At 40.6% G+C, this 19,491-nt stretch carries 17 protein-coding genes and 1 pseudogene; 16 read left to right on the top strand and 2 right to left on the bottom strand.

The window, feature by feature from the left end:
• Window positions 1-25 precede the first annotated feature (25 nt).
• Window positions 26-958, bottom strand: a complete 933-nt coding sequence (locus H2677_RS07895; RefSeq protein ID WP_004954319.1) for a LysR family transcriptional regulator — start codon at window positions 956-958, stop codon at window positions 26-28.
• 111 nt (window positions 959-1,069) lie between these two features.
• Between H2677_RS07895 and H2677_RS07890 the strand changes: the two genes are divergently transcribed.
• The 15 genes and pseudogenes from H2677_RS07890 (at window position 1,070) to mdh (ending at window position 16,288) form a co-directional block, all read left to right on the top strand.
• Complete coding sequence (locus H2677_RS07890; protein ID WP_212639541.1) at window positions 1,070-2,185, top strand: muconate/chloromuconate family cycloisomerase; 1,116 nt, start codon at window positions 1,070-1,072, stop codon at window positions 2,183-2,185.
• Between the two features lie 12 nt (window positions 2,186-2,197).
• A complete protein-coding gene (gene catC / locus H2677_RS07885) occupies window positions 2,198-2,488 on the top strand; it encodes a muconolactone Delta-isomerase (RefSeq protein WP_004911173.1) in 291 nt (96 codons plus the stop codon).
• A 143-nt stretch (window positions 2,489-2,631) separates the two neighbouring features.
• Window positions 2,632-3,552 carry a catechol 1,2-dioxygenase gene (catA, locus tag H2677_RS07880; protein ID WP_212639540.1) on the top strand — a complete coding sequence of 307 codons (921 nt, stop codon included), beginning with the start codon at window positions 2,632-2,634 and terminating at the stop codon, window positions 3,550-3,552.
• Between the two features lie 82 nt (window positions 3,553-3,634).
• Window positions 3,635-5,011, top strand: a complete 1,377-nt coding sequence (gene benA, locus H2677_RS07875) for a benzoate 1,2-dioxygenase large subunit (protein WP_212639539.1) — start codon at window positions 3,635-3,637, stop codon at window positions 5,009-5,011.
• Between the two features lie 11 nt (window positions 5,012-5,022).
• Window positions 5,023-5,523, top strand: coding sequence for a benzoate 1,2-dioxygenase small subunit (benB, locus tag H2677_RS07870; RefSeq protein ID WP_212639538.1), 501 nt, complete (start codon window positions 5,023-5,025; stop codon window positions 5,521-5,523).
• A 70-nt stretch (window positions 5,524-5,593) separates the two neighbouring features.
• On the top strand, window positions 5,594-6,610 hold the full coding sequence (benC, locus tag H2677_RS07865; RefSeq protein ID WP_151826030.1) for a benzoate 1,2-dioxygenase electron transfer component BenC: 1,017 nt from the start codon (window positions 5,594-5,596) through the stop codon (window positions 6,608-6,610).
• Window positions 6,611-6,627: 17 nt separating this feature from the next.
• Window positions 6,628-7,413: a 1,6-dihydroxycyclohexa-2,4-diene-1-carboxylate dehydrogenase gene (locus H2677_RS07860; RefSeq protein WP_212639537.1), complete on the top strand. Its 786-nt coding sequence runs from the start codon at window positions 6,628-6,630 to the stop codon at window positions 7,411-7,413.
• 39 nt (window positions 7,414-7,452) lie between these two features.
• Window positions 7,453-8,685, top strand: coding sequence for a benzoate/H(+) symporter BenE (gene benE / locus H2677_RS07855; protein WP_212639536.1), 1,233 nt, complete (start codon window positions 7,453-7,455; stop codon window positions 8,683-8,685).
• 18 nt (window positions 8,686-8,703) lie between these two features.
• The gene (locus H2677_RS07850) at window positions 8,704-9,390 is read left to right on the top strand and encodes a 3-oxoacid CoA-transferase subunit A (RefSeq protein ID WP_004911194.1); all 687 of its coding nucleotides are present in this window, start codon (window positions 8,704-8,706) and stop codon (window positions 9,388-9,390) included.
• Between the two features lie 11 nt (window positions 9,391-9,401).
• Window positions 9,402-10,062, top strand: a pseudogene (locus H2677_RS07845) (3-oxoacid CoA-transferase subunit B).
• A 5-nt stretch (window positions 10,063-10,067) separates the two neighbouring features.
• Complete coding sequence (gene pcaF, locus H2677_RS07840) at window positions 10,068-11,306, top strand: 3-oxoadipyl-CoA thiolase (protein ID WP_212639535.1); 1,239 nt, start codon at window positions 10,068-10,070, stop codon at window positions 11,304-11,306.
• Window positions 11,306-12,079, top strand: a complete 774-nt coding sequence (gene pcaD / locus H2677_RS07835) for a 3-oxoadipate enol-lactonase (RefSeq protein ID WP_212639534.1) — start codon at window positions 11,306-11,308, stop codon at window positions 12,077-12,079. Before pcaF ends, pcaD begins: the two co-directional genes overlap by 1 nt.
• Window positions 12,080-12,268: 189 nt before the next feature.
• Window positions 12,269-13,633, top strand: coding sequence for an aromatic acid/H+ symport family MFS transporter (locus H2677_RS07830; protein WP_004911205.1), 1,365 nt, complete (start codon window positions 12,269-12,271; stop codon window positions 13,631-13,633).
• 52 nt (window positions 13,634-13,685) lie between these two features.
• Window positions 13,686-14,939 carry an OprD family outer membrane porin gene (locus tag H2677_RS07825; RefSeq protein ID WP_212639533.1) on the top strand — a complete coding sequence of 418 codons (1,254 nt, stop codon included), beginning with the start codon at window positions 13,686-13,688 and terminating at the stop codon, window positions 14,937-14,939.
• Window positions 14,940-15,115: 176 nt separating this feature from the next.
• Window positions 15,116-16,288 (top strand): iron-dependent methanol dehydrogenase, encoded by a 1,173-nt coding sequence (gene mdh / locus H2677_RS07820; protein WP_004911209.1) that lies wholly within the window; start codon window positions 15,116-15,118, stop codon window positions 16,286-16,288.
• 223 nt (window positions 16,289-16,511) lie between these two features.
• Here the strand turns inward: mdh and H2677_RS07815 are convergent, their stop codons facing one another.
• Complete coding sequence (locus tag H2677_RS07815; RefSeq protein WP_004911210.1) at window positions 16,512-17,693, bottom strand: hypothetical protein; 1,182 nt, start codon at window positions 17,691-17,693, stop codon at window positions 16,512-16,514.
• A gap of 139 nt (window positions 17,694-17,832) precedes the next feature.
• Between H2677_RS07815 and exaC the strand changes: the two genes are divergently transcribed.
• Window positions 17,833-19,344 carry an acetaldehyde dehydrogenase ExaC gene (gene exaC / locus H2677_RS07810; RefSeq protein ID WP_125298756.1) on the top strand — a complete coding sequence of 504 codons (1,512 nt, stop codon included), beginning with the start codon at window positions 17,833-17,835 and terminating at the stop codon, window positions 19,342-19,344.
• The last annotated feature ends 147 nt before the right edge of the window (window positions 19,345-19,491 follow it).

The following is a 19,491-nucleotide window of genomic DNA, read 5'->3' as shown; positions in this document are numbered from 1 at the left end:
CAAGTCAGTATCTTTAAATATGTGGCTATTCTGTTTGCCCCCATTGAAAAGTCGTTCTCTTGTATTCTATCCCTTCTAAATCATAAACCTGATAAATCGTATCGTATAAAGACTGGATATCTTCACTGTTATCCATGGCTCTTGCTGTAATAAAAATCGGACTGACTGCACCACTATCTAGGATTGGAATATAAAGTAAATGTGGGAATCGAATGGTATCGGCACTAGCAGGAATGACACATAAGCCTTCACCAGCAGCCACCAAACCTAAAGCCAATTGAATTTCTCGTAATTCACGGACATTTTTCGGCACCAAACTATGCTCAGCAAAAATATTTAAAAGTTGGCTTGAAAAATTAGGTTTTGGTGTATTTGGATAAACAAATAATTTTTCATCAACCAAATCTGCTAAATGCACTCCCTCGACGCGTTGAGCAATTGGATGACTTGAATGGGCTGCAACAACTAGTCTTTCTTTGCGCAAAAGTACTCTTTTTACAGCAGGATCGCTGATTCTCAACCGACCAAAACCAACATCTATTCGCCCTTCTTTGAGTGCTTGAAGTTGCTCAGTGGTACTAAGCTCTATCAACTGAATATTTAAATGTGGGTGTTGTTGGCGGTAGAGATAAATAATTCTAGGTAATAAACCAAATAATAATGAACCTACAAAACCAATGGTTAAGGTTCGCTCAATCAAACCAATCCGCTTCGTCATACTCTTAACCTCTTCCGCATTAGACAAAAGTTTTAAGGCATGTTGGTACAAAAATTGACCTGCGGTTGTGGTCTGAAGTGGTCTACTTCCTCGTTCAAAAAGCTGCACACCTAGTTCATTTTCAAGGTTTTGAATTTGCCGACTTAAAGGTGGCTGTGCGATGAACAGCCGTTCTGCTGCTTTGGTAAAGCTTTGCTCTTCAACCACTGCGACAAAATAACGTAAATATCTGAGTTCCATTCTTTATCTCCATACCTAATAGGTATAAAAAAATACATATTCAGTCTTAGACACAGTTTAATCATTCTTTTAAGGTATAGGAAGAGCATAAAGAACCAGTGATGGTGTGAAATGTACAAAACAATCGAAACCATATTAGTCGATATCCCAACGATACGTCCACATAAGCTATCTGTGACGACCATGCAAACCCAAACCTTGGTATTGGTCAAAATCACAACAACGGATGGTCTTGTGGGTTGGGGCGAAGCGACCACGATTGGTGGACTTAATTATGGTGAAGAAAGCCCTGAAAGTGTCAAAGCAAATATCGATACTTATTTTGCCCCGCTCTTATTGTCGATCAAATCTTCAATAAATGTGGCTCAAACACTCAAATTGATTCGTAAAACTATCAATGGCAATCGCTTTGCAAAATGCGCCATTCAAACTGCGCTCTTGGATATTCAAGCGAAACAACTCAATTTGCCACTAAGCGAAGTATTGGGTGGTCGTCTACGTGATCGTCTCCCTGTGCTTTGGACTTTGGCTTCGGGTGATACTGAAAAAGACATCGCTGAAGCAAAGAAAATGATTGAGCTCAAACGCCACAATATTTTCAAGTTAAAAATCGGTTCCAATCCTGTGCAACATGATGTTGATCATGTGATTGCCATCAAAAAAGCTTTAGGACCTGAAATCAGCATTCGTGTTGATGTAAATCGTGCTTGGTCAGAATTGGAATGTATCCAAGGCATTCAGCAGTTGCAAGATGGCGACATTGATTTGATCGAACAGCCTTGTGCGATTGAACAAACTCAAGTGTTGGCTCGCCTTACGCAGCGTTTTGATGTGGCCATTATGGCAGATGAAGCTTTGACAGGTCCTGACAGTGCTTATCGTTTAGCGAAACAGCATGCGGCAGATGTTTTTGCTGTGAAAGTTGAGCAATCAGGTGGTCTGATCGAGGCTTGTGAAGTGGCCAAAATCGCTAAGTTGGCGGGAATTGATCTGTATGGCGGCACTATGTTGGAAGGTCCGATCGGCAGCATCGCTTCGGCGCATGCCTTTAGTACTTTTGACAGCCTTGCCTTTGGTACAGAGTTATTTGGTCCTCTCTTACTGACTCAAGACATTTTAAAAACACCATTGCGTTATGAAAATTTTGAATTGGTGGTGCCAAATACTGCAGGTCTAGGCATCGATATTGACGAAGACAAAATCGAGCAGTTGCGTCGTAAGGCTTAAGGGAGAAAGCGCATGTTATTTCAGGTTCGTATGGATGTGCATCTTCCTGTGGAGATGCCTGCTGAACAAGCCAATCAGATTAAAGCGGTTGAGAAAGCTTATTCGCAAGATTTACAGCGTCAAGGTAAGTGGCGTCATATTTGGCGGATTACAGGACAGTATTCAAACATCAGTATTTTTGATGTCGAAAGCAACGAAGAGCTACACAACATTTTACAGGGCTTGCCCTTGTACCCCTACATGGACATTGAAGTGATGGCATTGAATCGTCATCCCTCTTCGATCCGTGAGGATGATCGTTAATTCACAACACCCCATCGTCACTCGACAGCGTCATCACATGCTCAGAGTGTCGTAGAGATAAGGACAGTGGTACGGCATAACGGATTGAATGACTCTCCGTTTCCCCACCACCTACGCGAGATGCATAGTTAAGGAGAAATCATATGAATCGTCAGGATATTGATGCATTAGTGAAACAAATGAATGTTGATACTGCTACAGGTGCAGTCGATCAACGTGTTCAAAGCATCGTGGTACGTTTATTGGGAGATTTATTCCAAGCAATTGAGGATTTGGATATCCAAGCTTCAGAAGTATGGAAAGGTCTAGAGTATTTTACAGATGCAGGTCAAGCCAATGAATTGGGCTTACTCGCTGCGGGCTTAGGTCTAGAGCATTATTTAGATTTGCGTGCTGATGAAGCCGATGCCAAAGCAGGTGTTTCTGGTGGTACGCCTCGTACGATTGAAGGTCCACTGTATGTTGCGGGTGCACCTGAATCTGTAGGTTTCGCCCGTATGGACGATGGTTCTGAATCAGACAAAATCGATACTTTAATTATCGAAGGTAAAGTGACGGATACAGACGGCAATATCATCGAAGGTGCCAAAGTTGAAATGTGGCATGCGAATAGTTTGGGGAACTATTCTTTCTTTGATAAGTCTCAATCTGATTTCAATCTACGTCGCACCATTCTTTCTGATTTGAACGGTAAATATGTAGCTTTGACCACCATGCCTGTAGGTTATGGTTGCCCACCTGAAGGAACGACTCAGTTTGTTCTGAATAAGTTAGGTCGTCATGGTAACCGCCCTTCGCATGTTCATTATTTTGTTTCTGCACCGGGTTTCCGTAAGTTAACCACACAGTTCAATATCGAAGGCGACAAATACCTGTGGGATGACTTTGCTTTTGCAACACGTGATGGTCTTGTAGCGACTGCTGTCGATGTCACTGACGAGGCTGAGATTCAACGTCGTGGTTTAGATAAACCATTCAAACACATCACTTTCAACATCGAATTAGTCAAAGAAGCGGCTTCTACACCTTCTACTGAAGTTGATCGTCGTCGTGTATCTGCTTAAGCAAGCGTAATTTAGGAACCGAGTTATTGAGATTTAATCAAATAACTCGGGGCTTCCTCCTTAGGAAAGTCGGAGAACGGACATGCCAAAAATTCCAGTAATCAACACGACGCATCTTGATCGCATTGATGAATTGCTTGTTGATAATGAAGAAACAGGTGAATACAAACTTCACCGTTCAGTATTTACAGATCAAGCGATGTTTGATCTTGAAATGAAATATATTTTTGAAGGCAATTGGGTCTATCTAGCTCACGAAAGTCAAATTCCAAAAAATAATGACTTTTATACGACTTATATTGGTCGTCAACCAATCATTATTGCTCGCAATCCTAATGGCGAATTAAATGCCATGATTAATGCTTGTTCACATCGTGGTGCACAACTCTGTCGCCATAAACGTGGCAATAAAGCGACTTATACGTGCCCTTTCCATGGTTGGACATTTAACAACTCAGGTAAATTGCTCAAAGTTAAAGATCCTACCGATGCGGGTTATTCTGACTGTTTTAACCAAGATGGTTCACACGATTTAAAGAAAGTTGCGAAGTTTGAAAGTTATAAAGGTTTCTTATTCGGTAGTTTGAATCCTGATGTTCCCTCTTTGAAAGAGTTTCTTGGGGAAACAACTAAGATTATTGACATGATCGTTGGTCAATCAGAACAAGGTTTAGAAGTATTACGCGGCTCTTCAACCTATACCTATGAAGGTAACTGGAAGCTCACCGCTGAAAATGGTGCTGATGGTTATCACGTATCTGCCGTGCATTGGAACTATGCAGCTACTACACAACATCGTAAAGAAACTGAAGCTGGAGACAACATCCGTGCAATGAGCGCTGGTTCTTGGGGTAAACAAGGCGGTGGATCATATGGTTTCGAACATGGTCATATGTTGTTGTGGACTCAGTGGGCAAATCCAGATGATCGTCCAAACTATCCAAAAGCAGATGAATACACCGAGAAATTTGGTGCTGCAATGTCTAAATGGATGATTGAGCGTTCGCGCAATTTATGTCTTTACCCAAATGTTTATTTGATGGATCAGTTCGGTTCACAGATTCGTGTGCTTCGCCCACTGAGTGTAAATAAGACCGAAGTGACCATTTACTGTATCGCACCAGTTGGTGAAGAGCCTGAAGCGCGTGCTCGTCGTATTCGTCAATATGAAGATTTCTTTAATGCTTCTGGAATGGCGACACCTGATGATTTGGAAGAGTTCCGCGCATGCCAAGCAGGTTATGCAGGCTTAGAGCTGGAATGGAATGATATGTGCCGTGGTTCAAAACATTGGATACATGGACCCGATGATGCAGCAAATGAAATTGGTTTAAAACCTAAATTAAGTGGCATCAAAACTGAAGATGAAGGCTTATATCTAGCTCAGCATCAGTATTGGTTAAAGTCGATGAAGAATGCTATCGCAACTGAGAAAAAGTTAGCTGAAAGCCAAATTTAGGAAGATGCCAAATGAACACAACAACTCAAGCAACTTTAGAAAATATTGCTCAGTTTCTTTATCGTGAAGCACGTTTTCTAGACGATGAACAATGGGATGAATGGTTAAGTTGTTATTCACCAGAGGCTTCTTTTTGGATGCCTGCATGGGATGATGACGATCAGTTAACGGAAGATCCACAGTCTGAAATATCACTGATTTATTACCCAAACCGTCAAGGTTTAGAAGATCGTGTATTTCGTATCAAAACAGAACGTTCATCAGCAACGATGCCAGATACACGGACCAGCCACAATATTAGCAATATTGAGGTGCTCGGACGTGATGGAGACAAAGTCACTGTTCGGTTTAATTGGAACACATTGAGTTTTCGCTACAAAACCAACTACAGCTATTTTGGTATGTCTCGTTATGTGATCGATTTTTCTAACGAACAACCAAAAATCATCAGCAAATATGTGGTGTTAAAGAACGATTATATCAATCAAGTGATTGATATCTATCATCTCTAACCAGCAAGCCCAGCCAAATGGAATTTTGGTTGGGTAAGCGAGATCAAAATTTTTAAATAGGATGATTGCCATGTCTAACCATAATGTAGCACTTCAATTTGAAGATGGTGTGACCCGTTTTATTACAGTTGCACAAGGTGAAACTTTATCTGACGCAGCCTATCGTCAGAAGATCAATATCCCTTTGGATTGCCGAGATGGTGCATGTGGTACATGTCGTGCATTCTGTGAATCTGGTAGTTATAACATGCCAGAAGAAACTTATATCGAAGATGCTTTAACACCAGAAGAAGCTGAACAAGGCTACATACTTGCTTGCCAGTGTCGCCCTACTTCGGATGCAGTTTTCCAAATTCAAGCATCATCTGATGTTTGTAAAACTGAAATTCATAGCTTTCAAGGCACTTTATCACGTGTCGAAAACCTATCTGACTCAACGATTACATTTGATATTCAACTAGATGATGGTCAACCTGAAATTCACTTCTTAGCTGGTCAATATGTAAATGTCGGTATTCCAGGAACATCTGAAACACGTTCATATTCATTTAGTTCAAAACCAGGCAAACGTTTAACGGGTTTTGTGGTACGTAATGTCCCAAATGGTCAAATGAGCGAATTTTTGAGTAAGAATGCAAAAGCTGGTGACAAAATGCACTTCACAGGTCCATTTGGAAGCTTCTACTTACGTCATGTCACTAGACCCGTTTTGATGCTCGCAGGTGGAACTGGTATTGCCCCATTTATGTCAATGCTTCAAGTACTTGAAGAAAAGGGTTCAGATCACCCTATTCGTTTAGTTTTCGGTGTGACAAATGACTTTGATCTTGTCGCAATAGAAAAGTTAGATGAATTGCAAAGTAAGTATCCTTGGTTTGAATATCGAACGGTTGTTGCACATCCTGAAAGTCAACATGAGCGCAAAGGCTATGTAACAGGTCATATTGAAAATGATTGGCTTAACAATGGTGATGTTGACGTATACCTCTGTGGGCCAGTACCAATGGTTGAAGCTGTTCGTAGTTGGTTAGATCAAGAAGGAATTAAACCTGCCAATTTCTTATTTGAAAAATTTTCTGCAAATTAATCAAATCGGAGATCAGCATGATATTTCAAGATAGATTTAAGAACAAAATCGTCATCGTAACGGGTGCTGCTCAAGGGATTGGACGTAGCGTTGCAATTCGGGTAGCCGCTGAAAATGGATATGTGGTTTTAGCCGATCGTTCAGAGTTGGTCGATGAAGTTGCTTCAGAAATCCGTAGCACAGGTGGTCATGCAATCACAGTACAAGCTGATTTAGAGCGCTATGATGGTGCCCAAGCTGTTGTACACAAAGCGATTCAGGAGTTTGGACGTGTAGATGTACTCATCAATAATGTTGGCGGTGCGATCTGGATGAAACCCTTTGATGAATTTAGCGAAGAGCAAATTATCAAGGAAATCAATCGTTCTCTGTTTCCAACTTTATGGTGTTGTCGTGCAGCTCTACCTGAAATGTTGAAGCATCAATATGGGGTCATCGTCAACGTATCGTCTATCGCTACCCGTGGTATCAATCGGATTCCATATTCGGCAGCTAAAGGTGGTGTAAATGCACTTACCGCATCGTTGGCTTTTGAGCATGCCAAAAATGGTATCAGAGTGAATGCGATTGCTACGGGTGGAACAGACGCTCCACCACGTAAAGTACCTCGTAATTCAACTCCACTTAGCGAAGATGAAAAAGTTTGGATGCAACAGGTTGTAGATCAAACCAAAGAAAGAAGTCTGATGGGACGATATGGAACTATCGATGAACAGGTAAATGCCATTCTTTTTCTAGCATCTGAAGAGTCGTCTTATATGACTGGCAGTGTAATTGCAGTTGGTGGTGGTGATCAGGGTTAATTCTGATCTAAACAGCAGGAAATCTTGCAAGGAGGCGCTATGACTAACCTGTTGACGAGTTTAAAAAATGATTGGTCTATTTCAGCAACTATTGCCGGATTTTTAGCGGTTCTGATTTCATATTCTGGTCCGCTTATTATCTTTTTCCAAGCAGCACAAAAAGCCAATATCTCAACAGAAATGATGATTTCATGGATTTGGGGCATATCAATTGGTGCTGCTGTTGCTGGAATCTATCTTTCAATTCGTTATAAAACCCCTGTCATCACAGCATGGTCAGCTCCTGGTACGGCATTATTGGTTTCACTGTTTCCAAATATCTCTTTGAATGAAGTTGTTGCAGCTTATATCACTTCAGCGATTGTCATTTTTATAGTTGGAGCGACAGGATATTTTGACAAATTGCTGAAATGGATTCCTCAAGGAATCGCAGCAGGCATGATGGCAGGGATTTTATTTCAATTTGGGCTCGGATTATTTGTAGCAACGGATTCCATGCCTTTGATCGTTTTCAGCATGTTGCTTTGTTATTTATTAGCAAAACGATATTCACCTCGTTATACCATGCTGTGGGTTTTGTTGTGTGGTGTTTCACTCAGCTTAATTTTGGGAAAAATGAATCCCGTTGAAATGCAGTTTAGTTTTGCTATTCCTCATTTGATTTATCCAGAATGGACTTGGCACTCTACATTTAACTTGGCTTTACCTTTAATTCTTGTGAGTCTGACAGGACAATTTTTGCCAGGTATGGCAATTATGAAACTGAGTGGCTATGACACCCCTGCTAAACCGATTATTACAGCATCAAGCATCGCTTCACTCGCAGTCGCATGTGTAGGTGGAATTACGATTGTACTTGCTGCAATTACTGCTGCTCTATGTATGGGTAAAGATGCCCATGAACTCAAAGAGAAGCGTTATATCGCAGGTGTTGCCAACGGTATTTTTTATATTTTAGGCGGCTTATTTGCTGGCAGTATTGTCATGCTCTTCAGCCTTCTTCCCAAAGAACTCATCGCAGCTTTAGCAGGGTTAGCCCTGCTTGGGGCGATCGGGACAAATGTCATGATTGCGATGAAAGATGATCATCAGCGCGATGCAGCATTAATCACATTTCTTGCAACGGTTTCAGGAATGCACTTTCTTGGACTTAGCTCAGTTTTTTGGGGCATCTGTATCGGTGTTATTGCCCAGATTCTTTTAAATCCTCACACCCACCCAAATACTGTGATGACCCAGTCATCTTCTGAAAAACAGATCAGCAAGACTTGATTGTAGGATGAATTTATTATGATCGACAAATCACAAGCTTCACTGGTTGAAGCACTCTCCCAAATCCAAGATGGCTCAACCATCATGATTGGTGGTTTTGGAACCGCAGGACAACCTGCTGAACTCATCGATGCTCTGATTGAACTCGGGGTTAAAGACCTTGTCATCGTCAATAACAATGCAGGCAATGGCGATTATGGTCTTGCCAAACTCCTAAAAACAGGTGCAGTCCGTAAAATCATCTGCTCTTTCCCACGTCAGTCTGATTCATGGGTGTTCGATGAACTCTACCATGCAGGCAAGATCGAGTTAGAACTCGTCCCACAAGGTAATCTCGCTTGCCGTATCCAAGCTGCTGGGATGGGCTTGGGAGCTGTGTTTACACCGACTGGCTTCGGAACATTATTGGCAGAAGGTAAAGAAACCCGTCATATCGATGGCAAAGACTACGTTCTTGAATATCCAATCAAAGCTGACTTTGCCTTAATCAAAGCTCACAAAGGCGATCGTTGGGGCAATTTAGTTTTTAATAAGTCGGCACGTAACTTTGGACCGATCATGGCCATGGCGGCAGATGTCACCATCGCTCAAGTTTCTGAAGTAGTAGAACTCGGTCAGCTTGATCCTGAACACATTATTACCCCAGGGATTTTTGTTCAGCATGTGGTTGCTGTTAAAGCAACATCACCTGTCGCTGCACAATAAGGAGAATAACAATGAGCTATCAAAAAACTCAGCCGTGATCAAATTGCAGAACGTGTTGCACAAGATATTCCTGATGGTGCCTATGTCAATTTAGGTATTGGCTTACCGACCAAGATTTCAAATTACTTACCTGCCGATAAAGATGTCTTTCTGCATTCTGAAAATGGTTTATTGGCATTTGGCCCACCACCAGCCAAAGGCGAAGAAGACCCTGAACTGATTAATGCAGGCAAAGAATATGTGACCATGCTTACAGGGGGATGCTTTTTCCATCATGGGGATTCCTTTGCCATGATGCGTGGGGGTCATTTGGATATCGCGGTACTGGGTGCATTCCAAGTCGCAGCCAACGGTGATCTTGCCAATTGGCATACAGGTGCAGCCGATGCGATTCCTGCTGTGGGTGGTGCAATGGATTTGGCTGTAGGTGCAAAGAAAGTGTTTATCACCACCGATCATGTCACCAAGCAAGGTGAACCGAAGATTGTTGAGGAGCTTTCTTATCCTGCAACAGGTCTGAAATGTGTTGATCGTATCTATACCGATCTGTGTGTGATTGATGTGACCACAGAAGGTTTAAAAGTGATTGAGAAAGTAGATGGTCTAAGCTTTGAAGAACTACAGGCGTTGACGGGTGCTCAGTTGATTGATGCAACACAGGCTAAAGGATAAGCGACATGACCACGACTTTAAAAAATGCATACATCATTGATGCGATTCGTACCCCCTTTGGACGTTATGCAGGTGGTTTAGCCCCTGTACGTGCTGATGATCTTGGTGCAGTTCCAATTCAAGCCTTAATGCAACGTAATCCAACGGTCGACTGGCAACAGGTGGATGATGTGATTTACGGCTGTGCCAATCAAGCGGGTGAAGACAACCGTAATGTGGGGCGTATGTCCGCATTATTGGCTGGCTTGCCTTATCAAGTCCCTGCAACCACAGTGAACCGTTTATGTGGTTCATCCTTAGATGCGATTGCCATGGCTGCACGTGCAATTAAAGCAGGTGAAGCAAATCTCATTATTGCGGGGGGTGTCGAGAGCATGAGCCGTGCACCCTATGTGATGGGTAAATCGGACAATGCTTTTGGTCGTAGTCAAAAGATTGAAGACACGACTATGGGTTGGCGTTTTATCAATCCAAAGCTCAAAGAAATGTATGGTGTAGACACCATGCCGCAAACTGCGGAGAACGTGGCAGAGCAATTTAAGATTAATCGGATCGATCAAGACCAGTTTGCCCTAAACAGCCAACAACGGACTGCAGCAGCGCAAGCCAAAGGCTTTTTTAAACACGAAATCGTTCCAGTCACGATCCCACAACGTAAAGGTGATGTGGTCGTGATTGATACCGATGAACACCCACGTGCATCGACCACGATTGAAGCATTGACGAAACTTAAAGGTGTGGTGAAAGCAGATGGCACAGTGACTGCGGGTAACGCTTCAGGTATTAACGATGGTGCAGCAGCACTATTGATCGCTTCTGATGATGCGGTTGCTCAATATCAACTTAAACCACGTGCCAAAATTATTGCTGCCACTACAGTGGGTGTTGAACCCCGCATTATGGGTTTTGCCCCTGCGCCTGCAATCAAAAAGTTACTGAAACAAGCCAATCTGACCTTAGAACAAATGGATGTGATTGAGTTAAACGAAGCCTTTGCAGCTCAAGCTCTAGCGGTGACTCGTGATTTAGGATTAACAGATGATGATGCGCGTATCAATCCGAATGGTGGTGCGATCGCTTTAGGTCATCCACTGGGTGCATCGGGTGCGAGATTAGTGACCACCGCACTGAACCAACTTGAACAGATCAAGGGACAATATGCTTTGTGTTCGATGTGTATCGGTGTGGGTCAAGGGATTGCTTTGATTATTCAGCGTGTTGATCTAGATACAGGAGAACAGTAATGCCGATGTTTCAATCCGCAGATGTCATGATTCATTATCAGACCTTTGGTGATGCAAATGCCCCTGCTCTGGTATTCTCCAATTCCCTAGGTACGAATTTTGGGATGTGGCAACAGCAGTTTAATTTTTTTAAAGATCGCTTTTTTGTGATTTGTTATGACACTCGTGGTCATGGTTCATCTTCTACTCCAACTGGTCCTTACACTTTACAGCAGTTAGGTGAAGATGTGATTGCTTTACTAGATCATTTGAAGATTGAAAAAGCCGTCTTTTGTGGAATTTCAATGGGTGGACTAACCGGACAATGGTTAGCGATTCATTATCCATCGCGTTTTAGTCATGTGATTATTGCCAATACAGCAGCGAAAATTGGACAGGAACAAGCATGGCAAGATCGTGCCGAACTGGTACGAAAGCAAGGTTTAGAACCAATTGCTGCAACCGCAGCATCTCGTTGGTTTACCGATCCCTTTATCCAAAGTCATCCTTCAGTTGTCAGCCACCTATGTAACGACTTAAGTGCTGGCAGTGCACTGGGCTATGCCAATTGTTGTGAGGCTTTGGCTAAAGCGGATCTTCGTGATGAACTAAAACAAATCACGATACCTGTTTTAATTATTGCAGGAATTCATGATCCAGTGACCACTGTTACAGATGCTGAATGGATGTTGCAACACATACCAAAGGCTCAGTTGGTTGAAATTAATGCTTCACATATTTCAAACGTTGAAGCACCTGTTGAGTTTAATCAGCATATAAATCAATTTATTTAATATACCTATTGTTATAAAAAAGCAGAGTATTTTTATACTCTGCTTTTTGTCGTCTAAAATTTAGATAGAAAATAATAAATTCAATACCTTAAAGACATAAAGATATATCAATTTAGTTTTTGACTGAATCCCCATAACAAAATAGTTTAAACATTAATAAAACAAAGCTTCACAAATTGGAGGTGAAGGATGTATATGGAAAAAGTCAATATCAATGAAACAATTGATAATGCCAAATTTAGTTTATTTCATTGGAAGGTTTTAGTTTGGTGCTTACTAATTATTATTTTCGACGGCTATGATCTAGTTATTTACGGTGTCGCATTACCATTATTAATGCAGCAATGGTCATTAACTGCTGTTCAAGCAGGATTATTAGCAAGTGCTGCCCTATTTGGAATGATGTTTGGTGCAATGATATTCGGCACATTATCAGATCGTTTAGGAAGAAAGAAAACCATCATGATCTGTGTCACTTTATTTAGTGGTTTTACATTTCTAGGGGCTTTTGCAACCAATCCCGTTGAATTTGCAATTTTAAGATTCATAGCAGGATTAGGTATAGGCGGCGTAATGCCAAACGTTGTTGCATTAATGACGGAATATGCACCTAAAAAAATTCGAAGTACTTTAGTCGCAATTATGTTTAGTGGCTATGCTATTGGCGGTATGACTTCAGCATTATTAGGTGCTTGGTTAGTCAAAGATATGGGATGGCAAATCATGTTCCTGATTGCAGGGATTCCATTGTTAATGTTGCCTATCATTTGGAAATTCCTACCTGAGTCATTGGCATTTCTGATCAAATCTGGAAAGGAAGAACAAGCTAAACAGATCATCAATAAGCTGCTACCTACACGAGACATTCATCAAAATACTCAATTGGTTTTCAATGAAAATATTCATCATGAAGCACCAGTAAAAGCCCTTTTCCAAGATGGTCGTGCATTTAGTACATTCATGTTTTGGATCGCTTTCTTTATGTGCCTATTAATGGTGTACGCATTGGGAAGTTGGTTACCTAAATTGATGTTGCAAGCAGGATATTCTTTAGGCGCAAGTATGCTGTTCTTATTTGCATTGAACATTGGCGGTATGGTTGGTGCAATTGGAGGCGGTGCTTTAGCTGATCGATTCCATTTAAAACCAGTCATTACCTCAATGTTTGTAATCGGAGCTGCTGCCTTAATACTATTGGGATTCAACAGTCCTCAAATTGTTCTCTATAGCTTAATTGCTTTGGCAGGTGCAGCAACGATCGGTTCACAAATTCTTCTATATACTTTCGTCGCACAATTTTATCCAACTACTGTTCGCTCAACAGGTATGGGCTGGGCATCAGGTATCGGTCGTATAGGTGCAATTATCGGACCTGTACTTACAGGTGCATTGCTCACTTTTGAACTACCTCATCAAATGAACTTCTTAGCAATTGCAATTCCAGGTGTGATTGCTGCATTTGCGATCTTCCTCGTCAATCTAAAAGTCTCGGTCAATGTACCTGAAAGTTCAAAATCAACTCTTCAAACACAAGCTTCAGTCAACCAGCAATAAGTAATGTTGCGCCGAGGATCGGCGCAATTCAACACAAAATGGAAATTAAAAAATGCATACATTTAAATGTAATAAGCTTATTTTGTCCTCTATTTCACTCATAGGTGGATTAGTTTCAACTTCACTTTGGGCTGATAATGTAAGCGCTAAAGAAGAATGGAAATTTACCTTAAAAAATGCCTACATCAATCGTAATTTTGAGAATGAAGCACTGAAGGATACTGGAAGTTGGTCTCAAGCTGCCTCTTTGTTTTATAACTCACGAATGCTTGAGACACCATTAAGTATTGCCGAAAAACCTTTGACAATCGGTGTGGATGCTTCCGTTCAATATGCTGTTAGATTAAGTTCAGATAAACATGTGGCTGATACGGTATTACCATTTGATAAAGCGACTCAATCACAAGCTTCCGATTATTTAAAACATGGCGCCACTTTAAAATTAGGTTATGACCAAACCTTGTTGAGTGTTGGTGAGCTTTGGTTAGACTTACCTGTTACTGCCGTAGATACCAGTCGTCAGCTCTTAACATCTTATTGGGGTGCAAACCTTAAGTCACAATTAACTGATCAACTTTACGCAGAAATAGGTCGTGTTGAAAAAGTATCCCCTCGTAATGAAGAAGATTTTCGTAAATTCTCTTTTACTTCAAATGGAAAAACTGAATACTCAGATGGCTTAAATTATATTGATTTACGCTATCAGTTCTCCCCTGATTTAAAGGGAGAATATTATTATGGTAACATGGAGGATTTATACAACAAACATTATTTGGGTTTAGAGCATAATTTGAAAGGTAAAAATTATGTGCTTAATTCGAAATTTAAATATTTTAATGCTCAAGAAGATGGAAATAATTTTAATATTGATGCACAAAATATTGGTTTATTAGAAACATTGAAAGTAAATAATCATACTTTTGGTTTAGGCTATCAGCAAATTATTGGTGAATCTGCCTACCCATTACCAGATGGTTTTCTTCCTGAAACATATTTCATTAATTGGAATGCTACAGGTTTCTTTAAAAAAGATGAAAAATCATATCATTTTATTTATGGTTATAATTTTAAAGATTATATCCCTGGTTTTAATGCAGCCGTAAAATATGTTTATGGTGAGAATTTTGAAACGACTGATGGTAAAAAAAATCATGAAAGTGAGTCTAATATTATCTTGAACTATGCTTTTCAACAGCCCTATCTCAAAGGTTTGGCATTGCAATATATTCGAATTGATTATGATGTGAAGCATGGAAATGATTTTGGTGAGGATCGCATGTTTGTAAACTACACTCATAAATTCTAAAGACTTAAACTTTGTATAGGGATACTCAACTTTATGTAGCGTATCCCTTTTATTTTTAAAACAATATTTTGGTAGGTATTTGGTAGGTAGGAAATTTTTTTAAGCACTCCATACTAAGTTCAAGGTGTAACTCACCTGAATAACAAACAATGGAAAATGGAAGAAGGAATCACTCCATGGCTTTTAAAAATATTGCAGATCAAACAAACGGTTTTTATATCCCTTGCGTTTCTCTCTTTGGTCCAGGCTGTGCAAAAGAGATTGGAACGAAAGCACAAAATCTCGGTGCAAAAAAAGCATTAATCGTTACAGACGAAGGTCTATTTAAATTTGGTGTAGCAGATACTATTTCAGGATATTTGAAAGAAGCTGGTGTAGATAGCCACATCTTTCCAGGTGCAGAGCCTAACCCAACAGATATTAATGTTCACAACGGTGTTAAAGCCTACAACGACAATGGATGTGATTTTATCGTTTCATTAGGTGGCGGTTCATCACACGATTGTGCGAAAGGGATTGGTCTTGTAACTGCTGGCGGCGGACATATTCGTGATTATGAAGGAATTGATAAAAGTACAGTTCCAATGACTCCCTTGATTGCAATCAATACTACAGCAGGTACAGCCTCAGAAATGACGCGTTTCTGCATCATTACCAACACGGATACTCATGTCAAAATGGCAATTGTAGACTGGCGTTGTACACCTCTGATTGCAATTGATGACCCTAAGCTTATGGTTGCAAAACCTGCAGGTTTAACGGCAGCTACAGGAATGGATGCATTAACTCATGCCGTCGAAGCTTATGTCTCTACTGCTGCAAATCCAATTACAGATGCCTGTGCTGAGAAAGCCATTACTATGATCAGTCAATGGTTACGCCCTGCTGTAGCCAATGGTGAAAATATCGAAGCACGCGATGCAATGAGCTATGCACAATATCTAGCGGGTATGGCATTTAATAATGCATCTCTAGGTTATGTCCATGCAATGGCACATCAGCTTGGTGGGTTCTACAATCTTCCTCATGGCGTATGTAATGCGGTGCTTTTACCACATGTATGCGAATTTAATTTAATCGCTTGCCAAGATCGTTATGCAAAAATTGCAGAGTTAATGGGCGTTAATGTTGAAGGTTTCACTGAAACAGAAGCTGCATTTGCCGCAATTGATGCAATTCGTGAACTCTCATCATCAATTGGCATCCCATCAGGATTAACCGAACTTGGTGTAAAAACTGAGGACTTGGCAATAATGGCGGAAAATGCTCAAAAAGATGCTTGTATGCTGACCAACCCACGTAAAGCAACACATGCTCAAGTTGTAGAAATTTTTAAAGCTGCTTTATAACGCTTTCCTCTCAAAAGTAAGCCAGAACTCCGAGACTTGGCTTACTTTTTTGTGGGAATATTAAAATGGTTATATTCCCACTTTTTTTATATAAATTAAAATTCAAAGTAAACAATGATTTATTTAATTTTTTGATCTTTCTACAGAATATCGAGTTCTTTTTCAGGCAAAGCAAATTTCATTTTTTAATTAACGCTAGATAATTCTAATCTCAAATATTCAATCAATATACGTCTTTAAACTTGCTCAAAGATAAGCGTGCAGGATGTTCGCTCGGGAACAATTCCATTAGACGTTCTACAGCATCGATTGCTTCTGGGAAATGGGCCACATGTTTAAGGAGTAGGTCTGTTTCCTTAGTTTTGAAAATCGCATCGCTTAAGCGAGACTCAAGACAATCACGCCATGCACATAAAAATGGACTTTCAGTTTTAGCGAGGAAAACACCTTTATATAATTGAAGTGCCGACGCGACATAACCTGCATCTAAAGCCTGCTCTGCTGACAGAAAATCAGCTTCAACATCAGCCAGTAGACGATATGGGCGAGAACCCAACATACCACCTAAAATATCCCGTAGTTGAGACATTTCTGCTTTGAGCGTACCGATACTCACCTTACGCTCACCATATAATGCTTGATGTAAATTTTCTAAATTCAAGCCATTTGGACATAAGGCTAAAATGACTAATATCTCGACCTGTCTTGGGGTTAATACCAATGATTTATGGTTAAAAATAATTTGAGGCGTGGCAAAGGCACGAATATATAAACGTTGGCGCTGTTGTTCGATTAAAGCAGTTTGAATAATAGATGCACATCGTTCAGCAGCCAATACACCGAGTGTATTGTGTTTTTTCCATGTCGTAGATAAATCAACGACACCTAATACCTGTTTTGAATACGGGTCTAAAATTGGTGCTGCATAGCAGACCCAATCATGAATAGACTCCATGTAATGTTCATTTGAGAACACACAACTTGATTGTTGAGTCTTTAAAGAGAGTGCTAGAGCATTGGTTCCGACCATATCTTCAGCCCACTGCCCACCTGCAATAAAATGTACTTTTTCAGCTGCGCTTTGCATTTGATTACTAGAAGCAGTCCAAATAATCGTACTTCCAACATCACCTACCGCGATAACCATTGAGGATTGTTCTGCAATATGACTTAGTTCATCGGAACAGGTTTCAAGTGCTAGATCCAAACTGCTTTTGTTCTTTTTATTTTGACTTAATAGTGGTGCAGCTAAGCGTTCTTTAGGAATTGAGGACGAAACAGATCGCTGCCATGAACTCGCAATACTTTGACCAAGTTTTTCAGCATTTTGTGGCGACAGACTACTTTGTTTTTTTAGCTGATCAACGGACGAACGATGTTGCAATAACTCTTGTTTTGTAAACATTTGTGTATCCCTCACACTTGATCATGGTTTCCAACCTTTCTCCAACCTTCGCACTTATATCCTAATGAAATAACGTACAAAAGTACCTTATACCAAAGCTGTAGATCGTTAAATCAATTATAAGCAAAGGAATTTATATATGCGTTACATCGATCCTAACCAACCTGGTTCAAAAGTCCAATTTAAATCTCAATATGAGAACTTTATTGGCGGTCAATGGGTAGCTCCTATAAGAGGAGAATACTTCGATAATGTTTCACCTGTCGATGGCAAAGTGTTTACAAAGATCCCTCGTTCTTCAGTTGAAGACATTGAACTTGCTCTCGATGCAGCACATAAAGCAAAAGCTGAATGGAATAAAAGCTCAGCTACAACGCGTTCAAATATTTTATTAAAAATAGCGGATCGTATGGAACAAAACCTTGAGTTTCTTGCAGTTGCAGAAACTTGGGACAATGGTAAACCAGTACGTGAAACTTTAGCCGCGGACATCCCGTTAGCGATAGATCACTTCCGCTATTTTGCTGGATGTATTCGTGCACAAGAAGGCGGAATTTCAGAGATTGATGAAGATACGATTGCCTACCACTTTCACGAGCCTTTAGGCGTTGTAGGTCAAATCATTCCGTGGAACTTCCCGATTTTGATGGCGGCTTGGAAACTCGCACCAGCACTCGCGGCGGGTAACTGTATTGTTTTAAAACCAGCAGAACAAACACCTGTGGGTATTTTACTGGTCTTAGAACTTATCCAAGACATACTTCCACCAGGTGTTCTCAACGTTGTTAATGGTTTTGGTGCTGAAGTGGGTCGACCATTAGCAACTAGTCCTCGTATTGCTAAAATTGCATTTACTGGTTCTACTCAAGTCGGTCAGCTCATCATGCAATATGCAACTGAGAATATTATTCCAGTCACCTTGGAGCTTGGGGGTAAATCACCAAATGTCTTCTTTGAAGATGTGATGGACAAAGATGATGATTATCTTGATAAAGCGCTAGAGGGCTTTGCAATGTTTGCGCTGAATCAAGGTGAAGTATGTACTTGTCCTTCTCGTGCCTTAATTCAAGAAAGTATCGCAGATAAGTTTTTAGAAAAAGCAATCGAGCGAGTTAAACGAATTAAGTTGGGTCATCCATTAGATACTGAAACCATGGTTGGCGCTCAGGCTTCCTTAGAACAGCAAGAGAAAATTCTACGTTGTATCAGCACAGGTCGCGAGGAAGGCGCTGAAGTACTTGTAGGTGGTGGTGCTCGTCAAGAAGTTGGTGAAGGTTTCTATATTGAACCGACGGTGTTCAAAGGACACAACAGTATGCAAATTTTCCAAGAAGAAATTTTTGGACCTGTATTGTCAGTGACCACTTTCAAAGATTTTGATGAAGCAATCAAAATTGCCAATGAAACCATTTATGGCTTAGGAGCTGGAGTTTGGTCACGTTCTGCACATACTTCATACCGTGCAGGTCGTGCAATAGAAGCGGGTCGTGTATGGACAAATTGTTATCACATTTACCCTGCTCATGCGGCATTTGGTGGTTACAAAAAATCAGGTATTGGTCGTGAAAACCATCGCATGATGTTAGACCATTACCAACAAACCAAGAACCTATTGGTGAGCTACTCAACTAAACCAGCGGGTTTCTTTTAAAATTTAAAAAAGCTTATTTATCTCGATAAGTCAGTTTAAAGTAAAGGCAAGTACACGAGTTGTACTTGCCTTTTTAGTTATTAGAAATTCACATAAAAATATCAATTGTCGTGTAGTTGACAGATTTTCAAATAAATATATGTTTAA

This window comes from Acinetobacter junii (genome assembly GCF_018336855.1).
Lineage (GTDB): Bacteria > Pseudomonadota > Gammaproteobacteria > Pseudomonadales > Moraxellaceae > Acinetobacter > Acinetobacter junii.
The sequence above is the reverse complement of the archived record's forward strand: the minus strand, read 5'-3'. Positions and strand labels throughout refer to the sequence as shown.

What these genes read in the sequence shown, in the direction of transcription:
- benA (WP_212639539.1), top strand. Translation starts at nt 3,635, where the DNA reads ATGCCAAAAATTCCAGTAATCAACACGACGCATCTTGATCGCATTGAT.
- H2677_RS07895 (WP_004954319.1), bottom strand. Translation starts at nt 958, where the DNA reads ATGGAACTCAGATATTTACGTTATTTTGTCGCAGTGGTTGAAGAGCAA.
- pcaD (WP_212639534.1), top strand. Translation starts at nt 11,306, where the DNA reads ATGCCGATGTTTCAATCCGCAGATGTCATGATTCATTATCAGACCTTT.
- exaC (WP_125298756.1), top strand. Translation starts at nt 17,833, where the DNA reads ATGCGTTACATCGATCCTAACCAACCTGGTTCAAAAGTCCAATTTAAA.
- catC (WP_004911173.1), top strand. Translation starts at nt 2,198, where the DNA reads ATGTTATTTCAGGTTCGTATGGATGTGCATCTTCCTGTGGAGATGCCT.
- benC (WP_151826030.1), top strand. Translation starts at nt 5,594, where the DNA reads ATGTCTAACCATAATGTAGCACTTCAATTTGAAGATGGTGTGACCCGT.
- benE (WP_212639536.1), top strand. Translation starts at nt 7,453, where the DNA reads ATGACTAACCTGTTGACGAGTTTAAAAAATGATTGGTCTATTTCAGCA.
- pcaF (WP_212639535.1), top strand. Translation starts at nt 10,068, where the DNA reads ATGACCACGACTTTAAAAAATGCATACATCATTGATGCGATTCGTACC.
- mdh (WP_004911209.1), top strand. Translation starts at nt 15,116, where the DNA reads ATGGCTTTTAAAAATATTGCAGATCAAACAAACGGTTTTTATATCCCT.
- H2677_RS07815 (WP_004911210.1), bottom strand. Translation starts at nt 17,693, where the DNA reads ATGTTTACAAAACAAGAGTTATTGCAACATCGTTCGTCCGTTGATCAG.
- benB (WP_212639538.1), top strand. Translation starts at nt 5,023, where the DNA reads ATGAACACAACAACTCAAGCAACTTTAGAAAATATTGCTCAGTTTCTT.
- H2677_RS07830 (WP_004911205.1), top strand. Translation starts at nt 12,269, where the DNA reads ATGTATATGGAAAAAGTCAATATCAATGAAACAATTGATAATGCCAAA.
- catA (WP_212639540.1), top strand. Translation starts at nt 2,632, where the DNA reads ATGAATCGTCAGGATATTGATGCATTAGTGAAACAAATGAATGTTGAT.
- H2677_RS07890 (WP_212639541.1), top strand. Translation starts at nt 1,070, where the DNA reads ATGTACAAAACAATCGAAACCATATTAGTCGATATCCCAACGATACGT.
- H2677_RS07850 (WP_004911194.1), top strand. Translation starts at nt 8,704, where the DNA reads ATGATCGACAAATCACAAGCTTCACTGGTTGAAGCACTCTCCCAAATC.
- H2677_RS07825 (WP_212639533.1), top strand. Translation starts at nt 13,686, where the DNA reads ATGCATACATTTAAATGTAATAAGCTTATTTTGTCCTCTATTTCACTC.
- H2677_RS07860 (WP_212639537.1), top strand. Translation starts at nt 6,628, where the DNA reads ATGATATTTCAAGATAGATTTAAGAACAAAATCGTCATCGTAACGGGT.